18 protein-coding genes and 1 pseudogene are annotated in these 18,126 nt (G+C 44.3%); 10 read left to right on the top strand and 9 right to left on the bottom strand.

The window, feature by feature from the left end; genetic code table 11:
* Positions 1 to 81: 81 nt before the first annotated feature.
* Positions 82 to 1,137 (bottom strand): M20/M25/M40 family metallo-hydrolase, encoded by a 1,056-nt coding sequence (locus tag PY04_RS04870; RefSeq protein ID WP_014734040.1) that lies wholly within the window; start codon positions 1,135 to 1,137, stop codon positions 82 to 84.
* 380 nt (positions 1,138 to 1,517) lie between these two features.
* Between PY04_RS04870 and PY04_RS04865 the strand changes: the two genes are divergently transcribed.
* Together PY04_RS04865 and PY04_RS04860 are read left to right on the top strand one after the other, a co-directional pair.
* Positions 1,518 to 2,246, top strand: coding sequence for a DUF72 domain-containing protein (locus PY04_RS04865; protein WP_014734039.1), 729 nt, complete (start codon positions 1,518 to 1,520; stop codon positions 2,244 to 2,246).
* 96 nt (positions 2,247 to 2,342) lie between these two features.
* Complete coding sequence (locus tag PY04_RS04860) at positions 2,343 to 2,600, top strand: hypothetical protein (protein WP_048056007.1); 258 nt, start codon at positions 2,343 to 2,345, stop codon at positions 2,598 to 2,600.
* A gap of 55 nt (positions 2,601 to 2,655) precedes the next feature.
* Here PY04_RS04860 and PY04_RS04855 read toward each other — a convergent pair whose 3' ends face one another.
* Positions 2,656 to 4,062 carry a pyruvate carboxylase subunit B gene (locus tag PY04_RS04855; protein WP_014734038.1) on the bottom strand — a complete coding sequence of 469 codons (1,407 nt, stop codon included), beginning with the start codon at positions 4,060 to 4,062 and terminating at the stop codon, positions 2,656 to 2,658.
* Between the two features lie 126 nt (positions 4,063 to 4,188).
* On the opposite strand from PY04_RS04855, the gene PY04_RS04850 reads away from it, so the two are divergent.
* On the top strand, positions 4,189 to 4,569 hold the full coding sequence (locus PY04_RS04850) for a hypothetical protein (RefSeq protein ID WP_014734037.1): 381 nt from the start codon (positions 4,189 to 4,191) through the stop codon (positions 4,567 to 4,569).
* A 51-nt stretch (positions 4,570 to 4,620) separates the two neighbouring features.
* On the opposite strand, the gene cutA is transcribed toward PY04_RS04850, so the two are convergent.
* The 6 genes and pseudogenes from cutA to PY04_RS04820 form a co-directional block, all read right to left on the bottom strand.
* On the bottom strand, positions 4,621 to 4,926 hold the full coding sequence (gene cutA / locus PY04_RS04845; protein WP_048056213.1) for a divalent-cation tolerance protein CutA: 306 nt from the start codon (positions 4,924 to 4,926) through the stop codon (positions 4,621 to 4,623).
* Positions 4,927 to 4,928: 2 nt separating this feature from the next.
* Complete coding sequence (locus PY04_RS04840) at positions 4,929 to 6,092, bottom strand: 60S ribosomal export protein NMD3 (RefSeq protein WP_014734035.1); 1,164 nt, start codon at positions 6,090 to 6,092, stop codon at positions 4,929 to 4,931.
* 168 nt (positions 6,093 to 6,260) lie between these two features.
* Entirely contained in the window at positions 6,261 to 7,073 is an 813-nt protein-coding gene (locus tag PY04_RS04835) for an ABC transporter permease (protein ID WP_014734034.1), read from the bottom strand.
* Positions 7,058 to 7,825 carry an ABC transporter permease gene (locus PY04_RS04830; RefSeq protein ID WP_014734033.1) on the bottom strand — a complete coding sequence of 256 codons (768 nt, stop codon included), beginning with the start codon at positions 7,823 to 7,825 and terminating at the stop codon, positions 7,058 to 7,060. The genes PY04_RS04835 and PY04_RS04830 overlap by 16 nt, the downstream gene beginning before the upstream one ends.
* Entirely contained in the window at positions 7,822 to 8,658 is an 837-nt protein-coding gene (locus tag PY04_RS04825) for an ABC transporter ATP-binding protein (RefSeq protein WP_048056005.1), read from the bottom strand. The genes PY04_RS04830 and PY04_RS04825 overlap by 4 nt, the downstream gene beginning before the upstream one ends.
* Before the next feature lie 901 nt (positions 8,659 to 9,559).
* Positions 9,560 to 10,089: pseudogene (locus PY04_RS04820) on the bottom strand (TRASH domain-containing protein); the annotation flags it as partial.
* 141 nt (positions 10,090 to 10,230) lie between these two features.
* Here PY04_RS04820 and PY04_RS04815 point away from each other — a divergent pair.
* From PY04_RS04815 to PY04_RS09740, 3 genes are all read left to right on the top strand, one after another.
* Positions 10,231 to 12,633: a heavy metal translocating P-type ATPase gene (locus tag PY04_RS04815; RefSeq protein ID WP_014734031.1), complete on the top strand. Its 2,403-nt coding sequence runs from the start codon at positions 10,231 to 10,233 to the stop codon at positions 12,631 to 12,633.
* Positions 12,634 to 12,643: 10 nt separating this feature from the next.
* Positions 12,644 to 12,949, top strand: a complete 306-nt coding sequence (locus PY04_RS04810) for a thioredoxin family protein (RefSeq protein ID WP_014734030.1) — start codon at positions 12,644 to 12,646, stop codon at positions 12,947 to 12,949.
* 360 nt (positions 12,950 to 13,309) lie between these two features.
* Positions 13,310 to 13,645, top strand: a complete 336-nt coding sequence (locus tag PY04_RS09740; RefSeq protein ID WP_237710106.1) for a helix-turn-helix domain-containing protein — start codon at positions 13,310 to 13,312, stop codon at positions 13,643 to 13,645.
* Between the two features lie 21 nt (positions 13,646 to 13,666).
* Here the strand turns inward: PY04_RS09740 and PY04_RS04800 are convergent, their stop codons facing one another.
* Positions 13,667 to 14,482 carry a LamG-like jellyroll fold domain-containing protein gene (locus tag PY04_RS04800; RefSeq protein WP_081482816.1) on the bottom strand — a complete coding sequence of 272 codons (816 nt, stop codon included), beginning with the start codon at positions 14,480 to 14,482 and terminating at the stop codon, positions 13,667 to 13,669.
* Between the two features lie 157 nt (positions 14,483 to 14,639).
* Here PY04_RS04800 and PY04_RS04795 point away from each other — a divergent pair, with 157 nt between their 5' ends.
* The 4 genes from PY04_RS04795 (at position 14,640) to PY04_RS04780 (ending at position 17,622) form a co-directional block, all read left to right on the top strand.
* Positions 14,640 to 15,119, top strand: a complete 480-nt coding sequence (locus PY04_RS04795; protein ID WP_237710105.1) for a bifunctional 2-polyprenyl-6-hydroxyphenol methylase/3-demethylubiquinol 3-O-methyltransferase UbiG — start codon at positions 14,640 to 14,642, stop codon at positions 15,117 to 15,119.
* A 252-nt stretch (positions 15,120 to 15,371) separates the two neighbouring features.
* A complete protein-coding gene (locus PY04_RS04790) occupies positions 15,372 to 16,223 on the top strand; it encodes an ABC transporter ATP-binding protein (protein ID WP_014734028.1) in 852 nt (283 codons plus the stop codon).
* The gene (locus PY04_RS04785) at positions 16,220 to 16,921 is read left to right on the top strand and encodes an ABC transporter permease (protein WP_014734027.1); all 702 of its coding nucleotides are present in this window, start codon (positions 16,220 to 16,222) and stop codon (positions 16,919 to 16,921) included. Before PY04_RS04790 ends, PY04_RS04785 begins: the two co-directional genes overlap by 4 nt.
* Positions 16,918 to 17,622, top strand: a complete 705-nt coding sequence (locus PY04_RS04780; RefSeq protein ID WP_014734026.1) for an ABC transporter permease — start codon at positions 16,918 to 16,920, stop codon at positions 17,620 to 17,622. The genes PY04_RS04785 and PY04_RS04780 overlap by 4 nt, the downstream gene beginning before the upstream one ends.
* Positions 17,623 to 18,126: the final 504 nt, after the last annotated feature.

The raw sequence follows: 18,126 nt of genomic DNA, 5'->3' as shown, positions 1-18,126 counted from the left end.
ACTAAAATATATTTGGAAACAAAGTATGGAATTTTCTATTTGCTAACTCTTTGGGCAGTAAGGGATGTCATTTTTGGAAGACTATCTATCTCCTGAGTATATTTCATTGACCTTCATCAAGAACTCGCTAGCCTTCACGACATCTCTCACGTCTATCCTTTCAAACTTTGTATGTGAGATGTCAAGATTACCTGGACCAAACACTATCGTCTTCGTCCCGTTATAAGTGAAGTTTATTGCATCTGTCCAGCTTCTCATTGCACCAAATTCATCAAGCCCAACAGCCTCCATAGCTTCCTTAGCTATCTGCACTATTTCCTCACTTTCATCTAACTCATAACCATCCCATATTTCAGTATACTCGTACTTCAGAGTGTATTCATCAAGTATTGGGTCTATAAGATCCAGAATATCCTCAACCTCCTGCTCTGGAAGTAACCTTGCTTCCAACCTTCCCTTACAAAGCCCTGGGATTAGGTAATAGGGGTTCTCACATATGAGTTCCTGAATTCCAATGTGAGGGTCGAAATACTTCCCCTTAACCTTAAATGGTTCCAACCCCTTCAACTTCTGGAGCATTTCAAACACTTGTTCAATTGCGTTCACACCACTTTCTGGACACGCTCCATGAGCTTCCTTGCCATCGACCTCAAAATACGCCTCTATATTACCAGCATGGGCTATATGCACTTCTAAATCAGTTGGTTCAAGAACTATTGCCATCTTTGGTCTGTATCTCTCCATAAACAGTGCCGACCCCCTTCCGCCTTTTTCCTCATCGCTGACAAAAACTATACCAACGTTTAGATCTTTTCCTTCTTTCCTGAGTTGTTCGAGCATTAGCAGGATCGCTGCGATGCCTCCTTTTATGTCGCTGGCTCCAGTGCCATACACAATGTTTCCCCTAACAAAGGGCTCGGCTCTTGGCTCTATGGTGTCCATATGAACCTCTAAGAACAGATCTGAATCTGGATTGACAACCAAATCTATTATCTCCCCATCACTCTCAATATGAACGTCATAGTCGAGTCTGTGAAGAAACTCCATTATATAGAGCGCGATCCTGTCTTCTCTTCCAGATGGGGAGGGAATCTTGAGGAGCTGGAGGAGTATCTCCTTAGCCCTTTCGGTTTTCATTAGGCTCACCTAATGACATTTGCTTGCATTTGGCTTATAAATGTGCGGGCCTCTGGCTCCTCCCCCCACAACCTCATCAGCTCGGCGAGTGCCCACCATCGTCATCGGCCCACCCAAACTTCTATGACCTCCTTCTTGAATATAAGCTTAAGGCCTACAGTGTTTATCCTCTTAATCCATCCGACGCCCTAGAACAATGCTAGGAGAGAATACATAATAAGTCCATAATGGCAAAGTATGTGATTGCCACGACGATTCCGAATTTATTCTTTATAACTAAGCCATTAAGTTTTAATTTTATCTAAATTAGTTGTATTGGTGTTAGCAATTTAAATATTTTTTCGAGAAGCTATTTAAGCTTATAATACAGAGGCTTTTCTATGGAGAGCATCATAGTCGGAACCTGCGGATTTTGTGAAAGACAAGAAAAATATTTCCAAGACTTCCGAACGGTCGAGATACAGCAAACGTTCTATAGAATCTTGCAAGACAAGACATTAGAAAAATGGAAAAAAAGAGCTCCCAAGAACTTTATATTCTCACTTAAGGCTTTTCAGGGGATAACTCACCCTTTAAACAGCCCAACATGGAGAAGAAGCAATGTAAAACCCACAAAAAACGTCGGTCTCCTTAGGCCAACTTCTGATGTTCTAAGGTTCTGGAGAATTACGTTACATGAGGCCAAGATTCTCGAGGCGAAGTTCATAATAATCCAGCTGCCCAAAAGCTTCAGAGAAACAGAAGAAAGCTTTGAAAACGCAGAGAAGTTCTTCTCGATGATAGATAGGGGCAACTTTGAAATTGGAGTTGAGCTTAGGGGATGGAGTGAGAGGGGTAGGAAAAAGTTCACAAGAAAATTTGATGTTATAGATGTTGTTGATCCATTAGTTTCAGTTCCCCTTCATAGCGGATACATCACGTACTACCGGCTCCATGGGAAATATGAGGGAGGTAAGATAATTTACTCCCATAAGTATAGTGATGAGGAGCTAAAGAAGATAATGAACAAGGTTCTTTCCTTCCACATTAAAGAGAGCTTTGTGTATTTCAACAACTCAAACATGTGCGAAGATGCTAGGAGACTCATAATGTACCTCAGAGAGTTATGATAATCTCTAGTAGTAATTATTTCGATAAAGTTCTTAGAAAGAGATATTAAAATAAAAAATCCATAACAGATTAAACTTACTATGGGTGATATTCGAATGCTATCTTTGAATAGGATAAAGGATGAGATATTGCTAATCATCATGACGATACTACTTGGAACTCTTCTAGCCCAAGCACTTGTGATTGGACTATCACTATTATCAGTGATCAACGGAATAAATTTTCCACTTTTGCTCGAAAAAACTACCGTGCATGACGAGATTCTATTTAAGGCAGAGCCTATTCTTATAGTTATGAGTTATGCCACAGCCGGTGTTATAGTGAGGTATATAAAGCCTCATCGTAGGTTCTAGGCCGTGTGGTTCTTCAAAGCAACTTTATGGAATTTTAGACTTGTATAGACTCCCATTATTCCAATATCCCAACTTCAAATTCAAGTCCATTTATCAATAGTTTAAACATCCTAGCATTTTTCAATGGCTTATGCTCTTTTATATTCAGCCTCCTCTTCTTAAAAAATTCAAGTGCAACCTGCGGAAACAGACAGAACGTTAGAACATCCTCTTCACGCTCGCTTTCCTCTATAAAGCCCCTTTCCACCAGTTCTCTTCTACAGGCTTCGAGAGATTTCACATCATCTTTTATTTTCTCTCCCCTAACCCTCTCTAGAAGTTCTGGATTGACATTGGCAGGTGGCTTTCCATACTTTCCAAGCAGATAAGCTTTCACTTCTCTTGTTAGCATTTTATACCTCCCAAAAAGAACGTTGAGTACTGCCTGTGTTCCCACTATCTGGCTAGCAGGAGTGACAAGTGGCGGCCATCCGAGATCTTCCCTCACCTTAGGTATCTCCTTGAGAACTTCATCTAGCCTATGAAGAGCGTTCATCTCCTTGAGTTGAGTTATCAAGTTTGACATCATGCCTCCAGGAACTTGATATATCAAAACATTCGGGTTCACCTGGAGGACTTCTTTCCTCAGTATTGTGGAGTACTTCCCTTCTATTATAGATTTGAGGTACTTCGAGACTTTCCTAATCATGTTGAAGTTCAGTTTTGGTTTTTCATCACTCGGTAGCATCTCATAAACTGTCTGGATACCAGGTTGTGCGGTTCCAAATGCCAACGGACTTATGGAGGTATCTATGAAATCAACCCCAGCCTCAACAGCCTTTAGATAAGTTGCAACTGCCATTCCCGTTGTTGAATGGGTATGAATATTCACGGGAATTCCATACGTCTGCTTTATTTCAATAACCAGCTTATACGCCATTTCCGGTGTGAGAAGCCCGGCCATGTCTTTTATTGTTATTACATCTACATCCAGCCCTATCAGCTCTTCGGTCTTGGCGAGGTAGTAGTCAAGCGTAAAGATGGGGCCTGTTGTATATGCAATGACACCTTGAACCTCTGCTCCGACTCTCTTTGCGGTTCTTATGGCAAGTTCCATGTTGTTGACGTCATTAAGGGCATCAAAAATCCTGAAGATGTCTATCCCATTTTCATAGGATTTTTCAATGAACTTTTCGACAACTTCATTGGGGTAATGTTTGTAGCCAACTAAGTTCTTTCCTCGTAACAGCATCTGCAACTTCGTTTTCTTTATTCGTTCCCTAAGAAGCCTTAACCTTTCCCAAGGATCTTCATTTAAATACCTTATACACACGTCAAAAGTTGCTCCTCCCCAAACTTCCATAGAGTAAAAGCCTATTTTATCCATGTCCTCAGCTATTGGAAGCATATCCTCTGTCCTTAATCTTGTCGCGAGGAGAGATTGATGTGCATCTCTAAATGTTGTGTCGATTATTAAAACCATCGACAATCACCGTTCATAAGTTCGGCAAATGCTTAAAATATGTTTCCGCTTTCAACTAATCAAATGTTCAAATGCGTTCATTAGCAATGTTTAAATTCTTAACATTACCGTAACTTGGGATGCAAAATGATTGAAAGGATAAGAATAAGAGAGGATTTAAGGGAGGAAGACTTTGAAAAGGTTCTTAGAATAATCGACAAGTTAAAGACAAAATTTTCAAATCCACTTGTCAGAAAAACGAAAACTGGTGAAAAAATAAGCTTCATTGATGCCGATATATGTGGAGGAATAAACTTCGACATCATCGTGGGAAGAAAGAACGAGACCCCATTTTTGGCAGTTGAAATGGAGGGAAAGAAATCTCATTTGGCGTTTGGGATTATGAGGTTCATCTTGGAGGAAGCGGGAGTTGATTATTCTATAGAGTGCGACGGAAGCGAGGCTTATGTTGAGCTAAAGAGAAAAACTAAAGCAAAGAACCTTTTAGATTTCATAATGTACAGATAACTATCAGCCTTGGGAGAAACTTCATCACCCCCTCAGGTGGCCCCGTACTCATCATTTAGTCTCCTCAATAAGCCACTTTAGGTAGTCCTCATTAACATCCTCAACTCTAATTTTTATTATTGCTGGAACTGTATAGGGATGCAACTCTTTTAACCTTCTCCTAACTTCATCCCATAGCTCTTCCTTGGTTTTTAATATCGCGCCAACTTCGGTATCTTCTTCTATCCTTCCCTGCCACCAATAAAAGGCCTTGTGTTCTCTTAAATTCGCACATGCCACGAGTCTTTCCTCGAGCAGAGTTTTTATCACCTTCTCGGCACTCTCCCAATTTGGAAATGTTGTGTAGACTATTATCATGCTCATTTCTCTCCCTCCTTTTCCTTTATATACATCCTTCCCTTAACCTTCACGATCTTATACACCTGGCCATCTTCAAGGCTTTCTCTCGGCTTAGGCAATTCAAAGGTTTCATAGGTTTCCATGTCCATGAACTGGGCTTCTCTCGGGGTTTGTCCCATTAAGAGGGCCTTCCTCTCTTCATGCTCTACTTTGTCTATCTTTTCTCTTTTTATAGTCTTCCAGTCATAGTGCTCGCTTTCCCATGTTTCGAGGTTCTTAAGCCTCATCCCTTTTCCATCGACATTTTCAACCCTATACACTCTCCCATGCCTATCCTCCACTATGTCGCCCTTTCTGAATTTTGGAAGTCTTATTGTAACGCTCGTCCTGTAAACTTCTTTGCTGGTCATTCTGTCCAAGCCTACAAGCTCGTAGGCCTCACTTATAACTCCCCCATATTTCTCTTTTATTGCATTGGCAAGCTTCCTAGCTGCGCTCGTTGAGCCCATGTAAAAGTCTATTCCCTCTTCCTTCTCTATGGTGTCCTGTATAAACCCCATCCTGTCTTTCCTCATGATTTCATCGACTTTCTCCTGAACAAGCTTCGTTATTTCTTCCCTTTCCTCTTTCGTGAACTTCCTATCCTCAACCCTAACTTGAAGTATTGCCTCATAATAACCTGCAAGAAACTTCTGGCATCTCGGACATACGGTTTGCCTTACAAAAACCGTTGTCGTCCTGACTTCGTCGTGGGGTTCAACTTGAAGTTCATGAATCCTAGCCTTGGCCCTAACCTCATAGATGACTATTGCAGGAAAGTGCTCTATATGGTAATCTAGCACTCTAAACGCTATAAATGCCTTTCCTACAGGAATGTTCCTAATTTCTTCGAGCTCCTCCCAGTCAACTACCTCATATTCCTTTACATTGGACAGGGAATCCTCTATAGCCTCAAGTAGCGCATTCTCAGCTACCTCGAATATCAGGGCATCAAGCTCATAGTTAACTGGGTCAACCCAAACACCTCTCTTCTTATAGCTCCCACAGTTCTGACAGAGTTCAGTATTTATCTCAGAGGGAATTAAAAGAACTGGATTCTCCTTTCTAAAACAAACTTGACAAAGGCCATTAATTAGAGGACCACCCTCATCCTCGCTGATTCCACACCTATAACAAAATCTCACTATCCTCACCTCCAAGGATATTTTGAAAATGGCATTTTTGATATTTTGCATATGGTGAGTGGGTACTAAAATAACATTAAGGACAAAGATAACCGTTCTAACGATTGGCGAGGCATATTTTTGGGTTCTTTCTAGAAACTTTTCCCAAAGTTATTCCTACAATTCCTATTAAAATCCCTGAATTCCTTTTCTTCTCATTTTAATCTCGAGTAATTTGTAGCTTAGAATCCCCATTCCAAAGTACCCAAGGGACATTATAAAGAGAAGTATCAGTTCAGTTTCAAAGCTGAGAATTGTTTTGGAACCTAAAAAAACAGTCCTGAGTAGATCAACCCCCCAGGTGAATGGAAATACATAGGAGATAATTAATAATGGCGTTGGAAGCAGAGTTACAGGAAAGTAGAGGCCCCCTAAAAGAGGAGCAGCATTTCCAAGTAATGAAACTATTTCATCGCCTTCTCTAATCACTAACGTTAAACCAAAAATTAAAAATGCAAAACCAAAAGAGGCTATCATTGAAATTAAAAATATGAAGGTTGCCAGAATGTATGCTTTTATGCTCGTATGAAAGATGTTTACTGCAATAGCTATTAAAATCAACGGCATGGAACTAACCGTTGTCAAGATTATTGCCAAGAAAGACCAGCCGAGGATATATTCCCACGGCTTAACTGGAGTAAGGAGGAGTTCCTCTAACTGTCCAATTCTCATGTGTTCCCTCAGCATAAAAATTGATGCCCAGACTGCCTCAACATAGTTCCAGTATGTAACCCCAAGAATGTAATATTCAAAGAACTTTTCAGTCCCAACAACATCTGAGAAATCCAGAAAGCCAATTCTGTTTCCGTACCAGACTGCAATAATGACCGGGAGAACACCAAGAATGGGCATTAAAACGTTGCCATACCAATCTATCTTATAACGCTTTGCAGTTAATAGGGATGCTTTTGCTAGATATAAGAACCTCACCAAGCTTCCCATCCCCCTTTAATCCTCAGATTATTTTCAGCCCTTTTGAGCAGTACCGCCCCTATAGAAAAATACAAGAACGTTATGATAGTCAGAATAGCAAAATCAAAAAGAACTTCAAAGAAAGTTCTCCCCTGCAAAATTCCCCTACCGATTTTTATGGTATATGATAGAGGAATAGCATAAGCTACGATTCTCACTAATCTAGGATAAGCAGTAATATTAGCGGTGACACCAGAGGCCATCCCCAGGATTTCTTGAGTTATAAAATTTATACCTGCAATCCTTCTGAATTGCAACACTAAGGCCCCCCAGAGGATAGAAAATGCAAACATATACAACCCGGAGAGTATATAGAGGACGAACATCTGAAATGACGTTGCCTGCGATATTCCCAGAGCCCAGAAGATTATCATAGTAACGCCCGTTATGTATATACATTCCACAAGAATCCACATTCCTTTTCCAATCAGAAACTCCAGCAGTGAGATTGGGGCTAAAGCAATACTTATTAAAGTCCCCTCTTCCCTCTCCTCTTCGAATGCTTCTTGAACTCCAAAAAAGTATTGATTGAGCCAGTACCACATGAGAGAGCCAACTAAAACAGCTTCACCGAAGTCCGAGGAGAACATCTTAGCGGTTAGAACCCACGGGGCCAACATAAAGAATGGTGTTAAGGCAAAGTTAAGCCACACTACCCGGTATCGAAGCTGTATCTTGCATTCCTTTTTGGCAATTGTAAGAATGCCTTTTACATTAATCATTTAAGAATCCTCCTTAAAATGGAGTATAAGTCATCTCTTTCAATTTGAATGTTCTTAGCCCCACTTTTTGTGAGCTCTATTAGTGTTTTATCAAGCTCATTTTCAGATACTATTCTTTCAATTTCTCTTCCGTTAATCGTTGCTTTAATTCTTATACCACCATCCAGTTTGAACTTCGAAAGCTTATCGTCAAGTATAATCCTGCCATCTTTCATAACTATCAGCCTAGCTTCTTGGGGCAAATCATGAAGGACATGGCTAATTAAAACAATTGTTGTCCCATTTTGGTTCAATTCCTTAAGGAACTCTATAATCTCTATGTAGGATTTGGGATCAAGACCGTTAAGTATCTCATCAAGAAACAAGATTTTTGGGTCATGAATTGTGGCTTTAGCTAAAAGCAATTTCCGCCGCATACCGCTTGAATATTCCTCTACGAGTTTATCTTTTGCATGTATCAGATTGAGCTTATCCAGCAACTCCAATGCCCTTCTTTTTCCTTTTTTGACTCCATAAAGTCCGGCAAATATCTCTAAATTTTCCAGGCCCGTAAGCTTCCAATATAAGCTCCTTTCATTTGCCAATGCAACACCAATGTACTTAGAAAGTTTTTTCCAGTCTTTAGAGGCATCAAACCCTAAGACTCTAACTTCGCCTTCATCTGGGATTAACAGACCTGTCATTATTTTAAGAAGTGTTGTCTTACCCGAACCGTTTTCTCCTGCTATTACCACAAAGTCCCCCTCACGAATTCTGAGATTTATATTCTTTAGCACCTTGATATTTCCGAAAAATTTGGAGACGCCAATAATTTGGATTACCTCGTTATTCATAGTAAGTCACCATGCGTTGATAATCTTGTCTTTTTTGGAGTATATTGTAATTTTTATAGTTTTGTTATACTGTGGGGATTACTTTTCTAAGGGTACCCAAATATCGGGTTCTACTTCATCCATTTCTAATAACATCTCTGCAAATTTTGGTAGTGTTTTTTGGTGAAATATAGCCCAGCAGTCCTTCTTTTTACCCTCAATCCACGCATTGTATACACATCCTCCCCCACATACCGGGAAATACTGACAGCTCCAGCAATAATTATCGCCCTTGCCTCCTTCAATAAAATTTTACTAAAAATAACTCTTGATTATAAAATACCTCTTCTTTTGATGCTACTTTGAATCTATCCAATCCAATGGCTGATGTACACTTATAAATGGAACCATCTGGACCCACAATTAGTTCGTTGTCTTTATTGTAGGTGCACACTGAAGATGTTTCCCCAAGGATTCACGACAAACGCAGAATTTTTCCTACGGGCAATAGAACATTATAACAAAACAAAATAAATGGTAATGTTATTTGTATGTATTGGATGCTTCGTGATGATTACTAAAGTTCTCTCAGGATCCTCGAATACTCCATTTGTCATTGCAGAATAATGTCTAACAGGAATACTAAGATTTTAGATTTTTACTCGTAGATAACATTTCCTCTACATAGCCAGGATCATAGGAGGGCTCATAACAAATATCTTAGCGCAAGATAAATTACAATTGTCCCTGGATTTATTATCAGTCTGTTCTCTGAGGATACTTTAGCTTATATAGACTTATATAGATAGATAAGTTATTAATACAGCCACTCAATGCCTCTTTTTCGTCAACCAAAATGTTAACCAAGATAGTTAAGAGTTCACTCCTCATAGGGCAATATCAAAATTACTACATCTCCATCCTAAAGGGTGAAGTTTTCAAAAGAAAAAGTAGAAAATAATTTAAGGAGACTTATCAATCCCCTCCAATGTTTGTGAATGTGTTTTAGCTTGGATTTTCTATATGTTTTTCTCTTGTTCTCTTGAATTCCCTCAAACATGTAGGACAGCAGAAGAAGTAAACTCTATTGTGGTACTTATAGACTATTGGCTCTCCGACAATCTCTTTTCCACAATAGTCGCATTTGAACGGCACTTTGATCTTTGGAGGGTGTTCTTTCTCGATGCTCTCTAGGATGGGCATTATCTCAAGCACCTCAAAACCGGCACCTTCTATTACGTTTCTCAGCCCCTCCATGTCTTCGACAGCCACTTTTATGAGGTACTTCTTACTCGTGAAGCGATTGATCTCAATGATTTCCTCGAACTCCTGTAACTTCTCGGGTTTGTCTGTTTTGATGATAAGAGCAACGACGTTGTGGGCCCTCTGGAGTTCTGAGCTGAGTTTAATTGTGTAGCGCTGAATAACCCCCTCCTTCTCAAGACGTTCTAGAAATCTATTTCGTCCAACTTTACCATGATAAACACCTATGATTATTTGTTTTCAAAATATAAAAATTCTTCAGCTAATATTTACACTTTGATAAAAATAATCTCCTTAAGACTTACTGTTTAGTAAATATCGGTGTCTGTTATGAAGCTCACGCTTAAGGTTAATGGAATGACATGTGCAATGTGTGTTAAAACTATAGAAACGGCTCTAAAAGAGCTTGATGGTGTTAAAGATGCCAGGGCCAATTTAAACTCTGAAAATGTTTACGTTGACTTCGATGAGTCAATGGTCAGCCTGAATCAGATTATAAAGACGATTGAAGAGCTCGGTTATACAGTTGTAAGGGAAAAGAGGAATGCAATAATAAAAATCGGTGGAATGACCTGTGCAATGTGTGTTAAAACCATTGAAGTAGCTCTTAAAGAGCTCCCTGGGGTTTTAGATGCCCAGATCAATTTGGCAACTGAGAAGGCTAAGGTAAGCTATGATCCAAGTTTAGTAAGTATGGAAGACATTAAAAGAGCAATTGAAGAGGTTGGCTACCAATTCTTGGGAGTTGAAGGTGAGGAAAGCTATGACGTAGAAAAAGAGGTTCGAGAGAAGCACATAAGGGAAATGAAGAAAAAACTTGCAGTTGCTTGGGGGATAGGAATACCTCTCTTCGCCTCAACGCAGCTTCACAGGTTTGGAATTGAAATTCCCAGCTTAATTTACATTCAATTCCTGCTGGCAACTCTGGCAATAATCTACGCTGGAAGGGATATCTTTGGAAAGGCTCTCAATTCAGTGAAGCACAAAAGCTTGAACATGGAGGTCATGTACTCCATGGGAATTGGGTCTGCTTATTTTGCAAGCGTTTTAGCTACAATAGGAATTATTCCGAGAGAGTTCAACTTTTATGAGGCAAGCGTTTTGCTGATGGCCTTCCTCCTGCTTGGACGCTACTTGGAGACCTTGGCCAAAGGAAGAACGAGTGAGACAATTAAAAAGCTCATGGGGCTTCAGGCTAAAAAGGCAACCGTAATTAGGGATGGAAAAGATATTGAAGTTCCAATAAGCGAAGTTAAAGTCGGCGATATTGTTATAGTCAAACCTGGAGAGAGGATCCCAGTCGATGGAATTGTAATTGAGGGAGAAAGCTACGTTGACGAATCGATGGTTACCGGAGAACCAATTCCAAATTTGAAGAAGAAGGGCGACGAGGTTATCGGCGGAACGATTAACAAGAACTCCGTGCTTAAAATCGAGGCAAAGAGGGTCGGAAGGGACACCGTTCTGGCACAAATAATTAGGCTCGTTGAGGAGGCACAAAATACAAGACCACCAATTCAGAGATTAGCGGACAAAGTCGTTACATACTTCATTCCAACCGTTTTGACAGTAGCACTAATCTCCTTTGGATACTGGTACTTCATAGCTGACCAGCCCTTGCTCTTCGCCTTCACAACACTGCTTAGCGTTTTGGTGATTGCCTGCCCATGTGCCTTTGGCTTGGCAACTCCAACGGCTTTAACCGTTGGAATGGGTAAAGGTGCCGAAATGGGCATTTTAATTAAGAACGGTGAAGTACTGGAAATAGCAAGGAAAGCCACGATAGTTCTCTTCGATAAGACGGGGACGCTAACAAAGGGGACACCTGAAGTTACAGATGTAGTGACTTTTGGCATGGATAAGAAAGAGCTTTTGAGCTTAATAGCTTCAGCTGAAAAGCGCTCAGAGCACCCACTAGGAGAGGCCATAGTTAGGAAAGCTCAAGAGCTCGGATTAGAGGACAAAGAGCCCCAAAGCTTTGAGGCAATAACCGGCAAGGGAGTAAAGGCGGTAGTGGATGGGAAGGAAATCTTGGCCGGAAATAGAAAGCTGTTCAAAGAGAATGGTTATTCAATAGAAGGAGAGGCTGAAAAAGCTCTCCTTAAGCTTGAAGATGAAGCTAAAACGGCAATAATAGTGGCAATTGACGGAAAAATAGTAGGGGTTATTGGGATAGCGGACACAATCAAAGAAGGTGCGAGAGAAGCGATAGAGGAGCTTCACAAAATGGGCAAGAAAGTTGGAATGATTACCGGCGACAATAGAAGAACCGCAGAAGCGATAGCTAAGCAGGTTAACATAGATTACGTTTTAGCAGAAATTTTACCCCAGGATAAAGCAAACGAAGTGAAGAAGCTTCAGGAGAAGGGAGAGGTAGTCATTTTTGTTGGAGATGGAATAAACGATGCCCCTGCTCTGGCCCAGGCGGATATAGGCATAGCCGTCGGCAATGCAACGGACATAGCCATGGAGAGCGGGGATATAGTCCTCATAAAGAACGACCCCATGGACGTTGTCAGGGCAATAAAGCTCAGCCAAAAGACACTCTCGAAGATTAAGCAGAACATCTTCTGGGCGATGTTCTACAACACGATGCTGATCCCCTTCGCGGCCGGTCTGGCGTTCGTTTTCTTCGGGGTAAGCTTCCAGCCGGAGTGGGCGGCCGGAGCGATGAGCATAAGCAGCGCCAGCGTCGTCACCAACTCGCTCCTGCTGAAGAGGGCCAAGGTGTGAGGTGGTCGAGATGATAATCGAGTACGAGGGCAAAACCAACTTTCGGGAGGGGAAGGTCGTGCTGTGGTTCTCCATCCCTGGATGTCCGCCCTGCAGGATGGTGGAGGGCTTCATGGAAGAGCTGAGCGGGGAGTTCCCGGAGGTTAAGATCATTCACGTGAATGCCGGCGAGTGGGACGGGCTGGTGAATCACTTTGAGATTCTCAACATCCCTACCCTAGTCTACCTCAAGGACGGAAAGGAAATGGCGAGGCAGAACCTGATAAGGAGAAAGGAGGAGGTCTTGATTCAGTTTGAAGAGATGACCCGTTCCTGAACCTGCAAAAGGGTAATATACCATAGCCCCAGTATATCCCATGATGGTCATGAAGCGCCTGAAAATCGTAATTCCCAACAGTGAGAGTCTCTACAGGGGCTTTTCCTCGAAGCGATAGAGTGGGCCTACGGCGACACGTACTTCACCATAGACACCGACGTCGTTAAGCTGGTTGAGATTAAGTTCAAAGATGGCGTAAATCCGGAGGAGATACTTGAGCGGCTGAAATCGCTTCCGCACACGAAGGACGTCAAGGCCTTCCCGCGCAACGAGCATTACCTCATATATCTGCGGGCCTCCTTCGGACCCCAGAAGGAGCAGGCGGAGAGGCTCTTCGAACTTCAGAAGAGAGGACTTGTTGTGTTCGAGAGCGGGACGTTTGCGGCCGGCGAGAGCGTTCTCTCGATTCTCTGCGAGGATGAGCTCGTTGGAGAGGTCGTGAGAACCTTCCGGGAAACTTACGGCGCGAGAGTGCTCAGCGTTGAGGATGCAGAGCCTGAAACGAGCCCCATTTCAAAGCTGACCAAGAGGCAGGCCGAGGTTCTTCTCCTCGCCTACAAGAGCGGCTACTTCGATGAACCCAGGAGGATCACCCTGCGGGAGCTAGCCGATATGCTTGGTTTAAGTACCTCAACGGTGAAGGAGCACCTGCGGAAGGGCCTGAAGAAGGTGCTGGATGATGCGATAAGTGGCTGAGAAAGGGGAGTAAATCGGGGTCTAGGATGTCTGAGTTTTTCGAACGCGCTGCCGAACCTCATCCAGCAAGCTTTGGACTTCCCAGGCTTTCAGGGGTCTTAAGTACACCTCCAGACCCATCACAGCTCCTCTGAAATACAGGAATTCTGGCGTTATTGAATCGGCTGTCTTGCCGTAGCCGGCAGTCATGATTTCCGTGTTCGGAATGTCGGCGATGAAAAACCTCATGCCACTGTTCCCAAAATTGTAATGCCTTCCCACAAGCTCCCTCCCGTTGAGGTAGGCAGTGTTTCCTTCATCACTCACAACGACAAAGAGGTGGTACCATCTCTCCGGCTTGAGGTTAAAGCCGCTGTCGAAGCACAGGACTGGTTTTCCATTCTCGACCCACGTGACGTAGAGCTTCCTGTTGTCCTCTCCCCGATGCCCTATTTCGACAATGAACATGTTTTCTCCTTTCCTGTCGCCGATGTACAGTATGGGAAGTACGTTTTGGTTCGTCTCCTCGAATCTGAAGAAGAGAGATATCGATCCGACTTTAAGGTCTTGGATATCAGGCAGCGCGCTGCTCAGATCTACGTATCCCGAGCCGTTGAACTGGAATGCTGTTCCAGCGGGGGTCTCTATCACCTGGACATCACCCACGAGGGTTCCGTTGATGGCCTCGGTGGATCCCATTGGCGTGCTGTAAAGCTTGATGGCCGCTGGAACGATTTTTCCTGCTGCGGCCGCAGCGTCGGAACTTTCGTTCCCCTCGAAAAACGCACTAGCAACGACTCCTATAGCTACTACGTCAACAATAAAGACGACCACCAGAAGCGCCTTCAGCCTATCCACATCCACCACCAGGGGATATTGGGCGAAGACGTATTTTGGAAACCCGGTGGAACGAACGTTCCAGAGGGTTTCACCTCCGTGATCGGGGGATGAGGCATCACATTCCTCCTGCGGACAGAGCGACAGACAATACACAAAAGAGGAAGTGGAGTTTTTATTGAGTGAGCTCCGGTTGCCTAAAGAGGCAAAGATACTGGACGTCGGCTGCGATGTTGGAAGACATTCAATAGAGCTCGCAAAGAGGGGCTACAGAGTTACCGGGATCGACATCTCCCGAGGAATGCTCGAAGAGGCAAGAAAACGGGCTAGAGAGGAAGACGTTGAGGTGGAGTTCATAAAGGCCGATGCCACCGAGTTTAAGCGTGAAGGAAAATTTGACGCTGCCATATGCCTCTGCGAGGGCGCCTTCTCGTTAATCGGGTCCAGCGACGACCCCGTGGAACATGACTTGGCAATACTCAGGAACGTTTATGCGTCCCTAAAGCCTGGTGGAAAATTCATTCTAACGGCGCTGAGCGCTCTTTCGAGAATCAAGGGGGCATCGAATGAGGATATAGCCAGGGGGACCTTTGATCCGAACACCATGACGTTCTTCGAGGAAATAGAGGCACCCGATGGCACAAAAGTCCCCCATTAGGGAGCGTGTCTACGTCCCCACCGAGCTTTATTTGATGTTCAAAATGGTGGGGTTTGAGGTAAAGGCCATCTGGGGAGGCACCGCCGGGCGGTGGGAAAAAGGAAGGTGGATTTTGACGATATTGAGATAATGGTTGTGGGTGAAAAGCCCGGCTGAGGTAGAGATTCAAGCTCTCTCACTGGGCGATACACCCGCACATGTGCGGCATTACTTATAACTACCTGAACTTCCAATTAACCAACAGGTGAAAGCATGCCCGTCATAGAGGTTGAGAACGTTAAGAAGTACTACGGTGAAACGCGCGGCGTTGAGAACCTGAGCTTTGAGGTTGAGGAGGGGGAAATCTACGGGTTCCTTGGTCCTAACGGGGCTGGGAAGACCACGACTGTCAAGATTCTTGTGAAGATAATAAAGGACTATCATGGGACTGTGAAGGTCTTCGGGAAAGACCTGCGCGAATGGGGGAAGGACTACTACGGAAAAATTGGTGTCTCCTTCGAGTTTCCTGCCGTTTATTCCCGGCTTACCGCCCTCGAAAACCTTGAGTTCTTTGCGTCGTTCTATAAAAGGCATCTCGACCCGGTTGAAACCCTCAAGATGGTGGGCCTCGACAAGGAAGCCGACCAGCTCGTCTCCAGCTTCTCAAAGGGCATGAAGAAGAAGCTCGATTTAGCCAGGGCACTGCTTCCAGATCCGGAGATACTGTTCCTCGATGAACCCTTAGAGGGCCTCGACCCGGCGAGCGCAAGGAGGATAAAAGACCTGCTCCTTGAGATGCGCGAAAACGGGAAGACGATCTTTCTGACCACCCACAACATGTACGTCGCCGATGAGCTCTGCGACAGGGTGGCTTTCATCGTGGAGGGTTCGGTGAGGCTCGTCGACAACCCGAGTGAACTGAAGGTGAAGATGGGAAAGAGGGTCGTAAAGGTCGAATACGTTTCGAATGAGGGCGTCAAAACCGCCGAGTTCCCGCTTGAGAACCTTGGAGGAAACGAGGAGTTCCTGAGAATCCTGCGGGAGCATGAAATAAGGCGCATAAACACTGAAGAACCGACACTCGAGGACATCTTCCTGAAGGTCACGGGGAGGAGGCTCGTATGATAGGCGAGCTGGTGAGGCTCGACCTGAAGGTCGGAACGAGGGGCTACGTCTATCCGATATACCTGCTCGTGGCTTTAGCTTATGGCCTCATGGTGATGGCGTTTCCAGAGGGGTACCGCTCAACCGTCGTTCCCCTCTTCCTGCTCCTTGAGCCCGGGATGGTCGGCTTCACCTTCGTCGGTACGGCCATCTTCGCGGAGAAGAAGGACGGGACGATAGGCGCTCTGGCGGTTACGCCACTCGACTGGAGGGCTTACATCCTCGCCAAGGCTCTCCTTATGGCGCTGGTTTCCCTCCCGGCGGCGGTGCTTATATTCTGCCTCGGCACGCGCTCCCTGAACGGGCTTCCCTACGTTTTGGCAGGTACCCTGTTAGTTTCGGTAGTCTATACGCTCCTTGGCATAGCAATAGCCTCAAAATACCGCGATTTGGACGACTACTTTGTGCCGCTCCTCGGCGTCATGGTGCTCTCCCTCCTGCCCTTCGCCCACTATCACGGCTACCTGACGGACGGGATATGGAAGGTTCTCTACGTCATCCCGAGCTATCCGGCGCTCTACTTCTTTAAGGCGCCCTTCGAAGAAATATCAACGAATACCCTGCTGTGGTCATCGTTGGCCCTGATAATCTGGAGCGGCATGGCATATAACCTCGCTAAAATCCGCTTTTACAGGTACGCGGTGGAGGGAGTGAGATGAGCTTTGTGCGAAAATTCGCTGCCATATACAGGACCGACCTTAAACTGCTCCGCAGGGACCCCATACTACTATACAGCGTGGGGATGACTTTGGTGCTCCTCTTCATCGTCCGCTATTTCAAGGATCGCATGGGCGAGCTTTACTACGCCATCGCGCTCTTCGTGCTGATATTCATACCCATGATATTCGGCATGATTCCCGGCTTCATGATGGCTGACGAGAAGGAGAACAAGACAGTACAAGCACTGCGGGTGATTCCCATATCGAGCGAGGCGTTCCTTGTTTACAGGCTCACGTGGGCTTCGCTGGTGACCGTAGCCTTTACGGTGATAGCGCCTCATATTCTCGACATGGAGATTTCCCAAAAGGGTGTTCTGGCGCTGGTTCTTCTCTTCCTGCTGGAGGTCTGGATCTATGGACTGCTGATAACCATCTTCGCCGAATCCAGAATGCAGGCTATCACAGTCTCCAAGATTCTCGGCTGGCTATTAATCTTGCCAGTGGCGGTAAAGCTCGTTGTCCTCTGGAGGAACCTCTCAACCGACTGGAGCAAGCTCACGGCGTTTTTGCCGACGTACTGGACGTACAGAGTCTTCGAGGGCATAGCCCTAAACGACTACAGCGATTTCCCGATGGCGGTGCTCGTGCATCTGGCCTGGCTGGTTCCGCTGGTGGTACTCTTCAGGAGGAGGGTGCTTTGAGGCCCAGGGAGCGTTCGTGTTTACTTGTTTACTTCGGTTTTTGATTTAAACAGCCAGCAAAACTGCTGCTGGAATAACGGAATACTACGGGAAAGTCATATAAAGAGAATACTGCCAAGGGTTAGACTGGGGAACTCCCAGAGCATTGTTGTTATCGATCAGCGCTGGGGGAGGGGCATGCAGACATTTAAGAGAAAAATTATCGAACTTCTGATTCTCACTATCTTTTTTTTCAGGCCTGATCACACTTGTCTATTCCCAGGAACCAAAGCAATGTCCCTCTAATGGCACGTGGATAGATCCGCACGGTTTTACAACAACGTGCAACGTTCCCGACTGTTATGAAGCAATGGGAAGAATCAGCAAATGGATTTCATTAACTTTGATGGTGTTGATCGCTTATCTCGCGGGACTTAGGGCAAAGAGCGGACTCAATGCGAACAAAGCACTGTTTCGGATTGGAATATACCTGAGTTTCATAAGTGTCGTATTTGCATCGGAACT

Source organism: Pyrococcus sp. ST04 (assembly GCF_000263735.1).
Lineage (GTDB): Archaea > Methanobacteriota_B > Thermococci > Thermococcales > Thermococcaceae > Pyrococcus.
The sequence above is the reverse complement of the archived record's forward strand: the minus strand, read 5'-3'. Positions and strand labels throughout refer to the sequence as shown.

What these genes read in the sequence shown, in the direction of transcription:
- PY04_RS04860 (WP_048056007.1), top strand. Translation starts at nt 2,343, where the DNA reads ATGCTATCTTTGAATAGGATAAAGGATGAGATATTGCTAATCATCATG.
- PY04_RS04835 (WP_014734034.1), bottom strand. Translation starts at nt 7,073, where the DNA reads ATGGGAAGCTTGGTGAGGTTCTTATATCTAGCAAAAGCATCCCTATTA.
- PY04_RS04825 (WP_048056005.1), bottom strand. Translation starts at nt 8,658, where the DNA reads ATGAATAACGAGGTAATCCAAATTATTGGCGTCTCCAAATTTTTCGGA.
- PY04_RS04830 (WP_014734033.1), bottom strand. Translation starts at nt 7,825, where the DNA reads ATGATTAATGTAAAAGGCATTCTTACAATTGCCAAAAAGGAATGCAAG.
- cutA (WP_048056213.1), bottom strand. Translation starts at nt 4,926, where the DNA reads ATGATAATAGTCTACACAACATTTCCAAATTGGGAGAGTGCCGAGAAG.
- PY04_RS04850 (WP_014734037.1), top strand. Translation starts at nt 4,189, where the DNA reads ATGATTGAAAGGATAAGAATAAGAGAGGATTTAAGGGAGGAAGACTTT.
- PY04_RS04810 (WP_014734030.1), top strand. Translation starts at nt 12,644, where the DNA reads ATGATAATCGAGTACGAGGGCAAAACCAACTTTCGGGAGGGGAAGGTC.
- PY04_RS04855 (WP_014734038.1), bottom strand. Translation starts at nt 4,062, where the DNA reads ATGGTTTTAATAATCGACACAACATTTAGAGATGCACATCAATCTCTC.
- PY04_RS04780 (WP_014734026.1), top strand. Translation starts at nt 16,918, where the DNA reads ATGAGCTTTGTGCGAAAATTCGCTGCCATATACAGGACCGACCTTAAA.
- PY04_RS04785 (WP_014734027.1), top strand. Translation starts at nt 16,220, where the DNA reads ATGATAGGCGAGCTGGTGAGGCTCGACCTGAAGGTCGGAACGAGGGGC.
- PY04_RS04790 (WP_014734028.1), top strand. Translation starts at nt 15,372, where the DNA reads ATGCCCGTCATAGAGGTTGAGAACGTTAAGAAGTACTACGGTGAAACG.
- PY04_RS04865 (WP_014734039.1), top strand. Translation starts at nt 1,518, where the DNA reads ATGGAGAGCATCATAGTCGGAACCTGCGGATTTTGTGAAAGACAAGAA.
- PY04_RS04870 (WP_014734040.1), bottom strand. Translation starts at nt 1,137, where the DNA reads ATGAAAACCGAAAGGGCTAAGGAGATACTCCTCCAGCTCCTCAAGATT.
- PY04_RS04815 (WP_014734031.1), top strand. Translation starts at nt 10,231, where the DNA reads ATGAAGCTCACGCTTAAGGTTAATGGAATGACATGTGCAATGTGTGTT.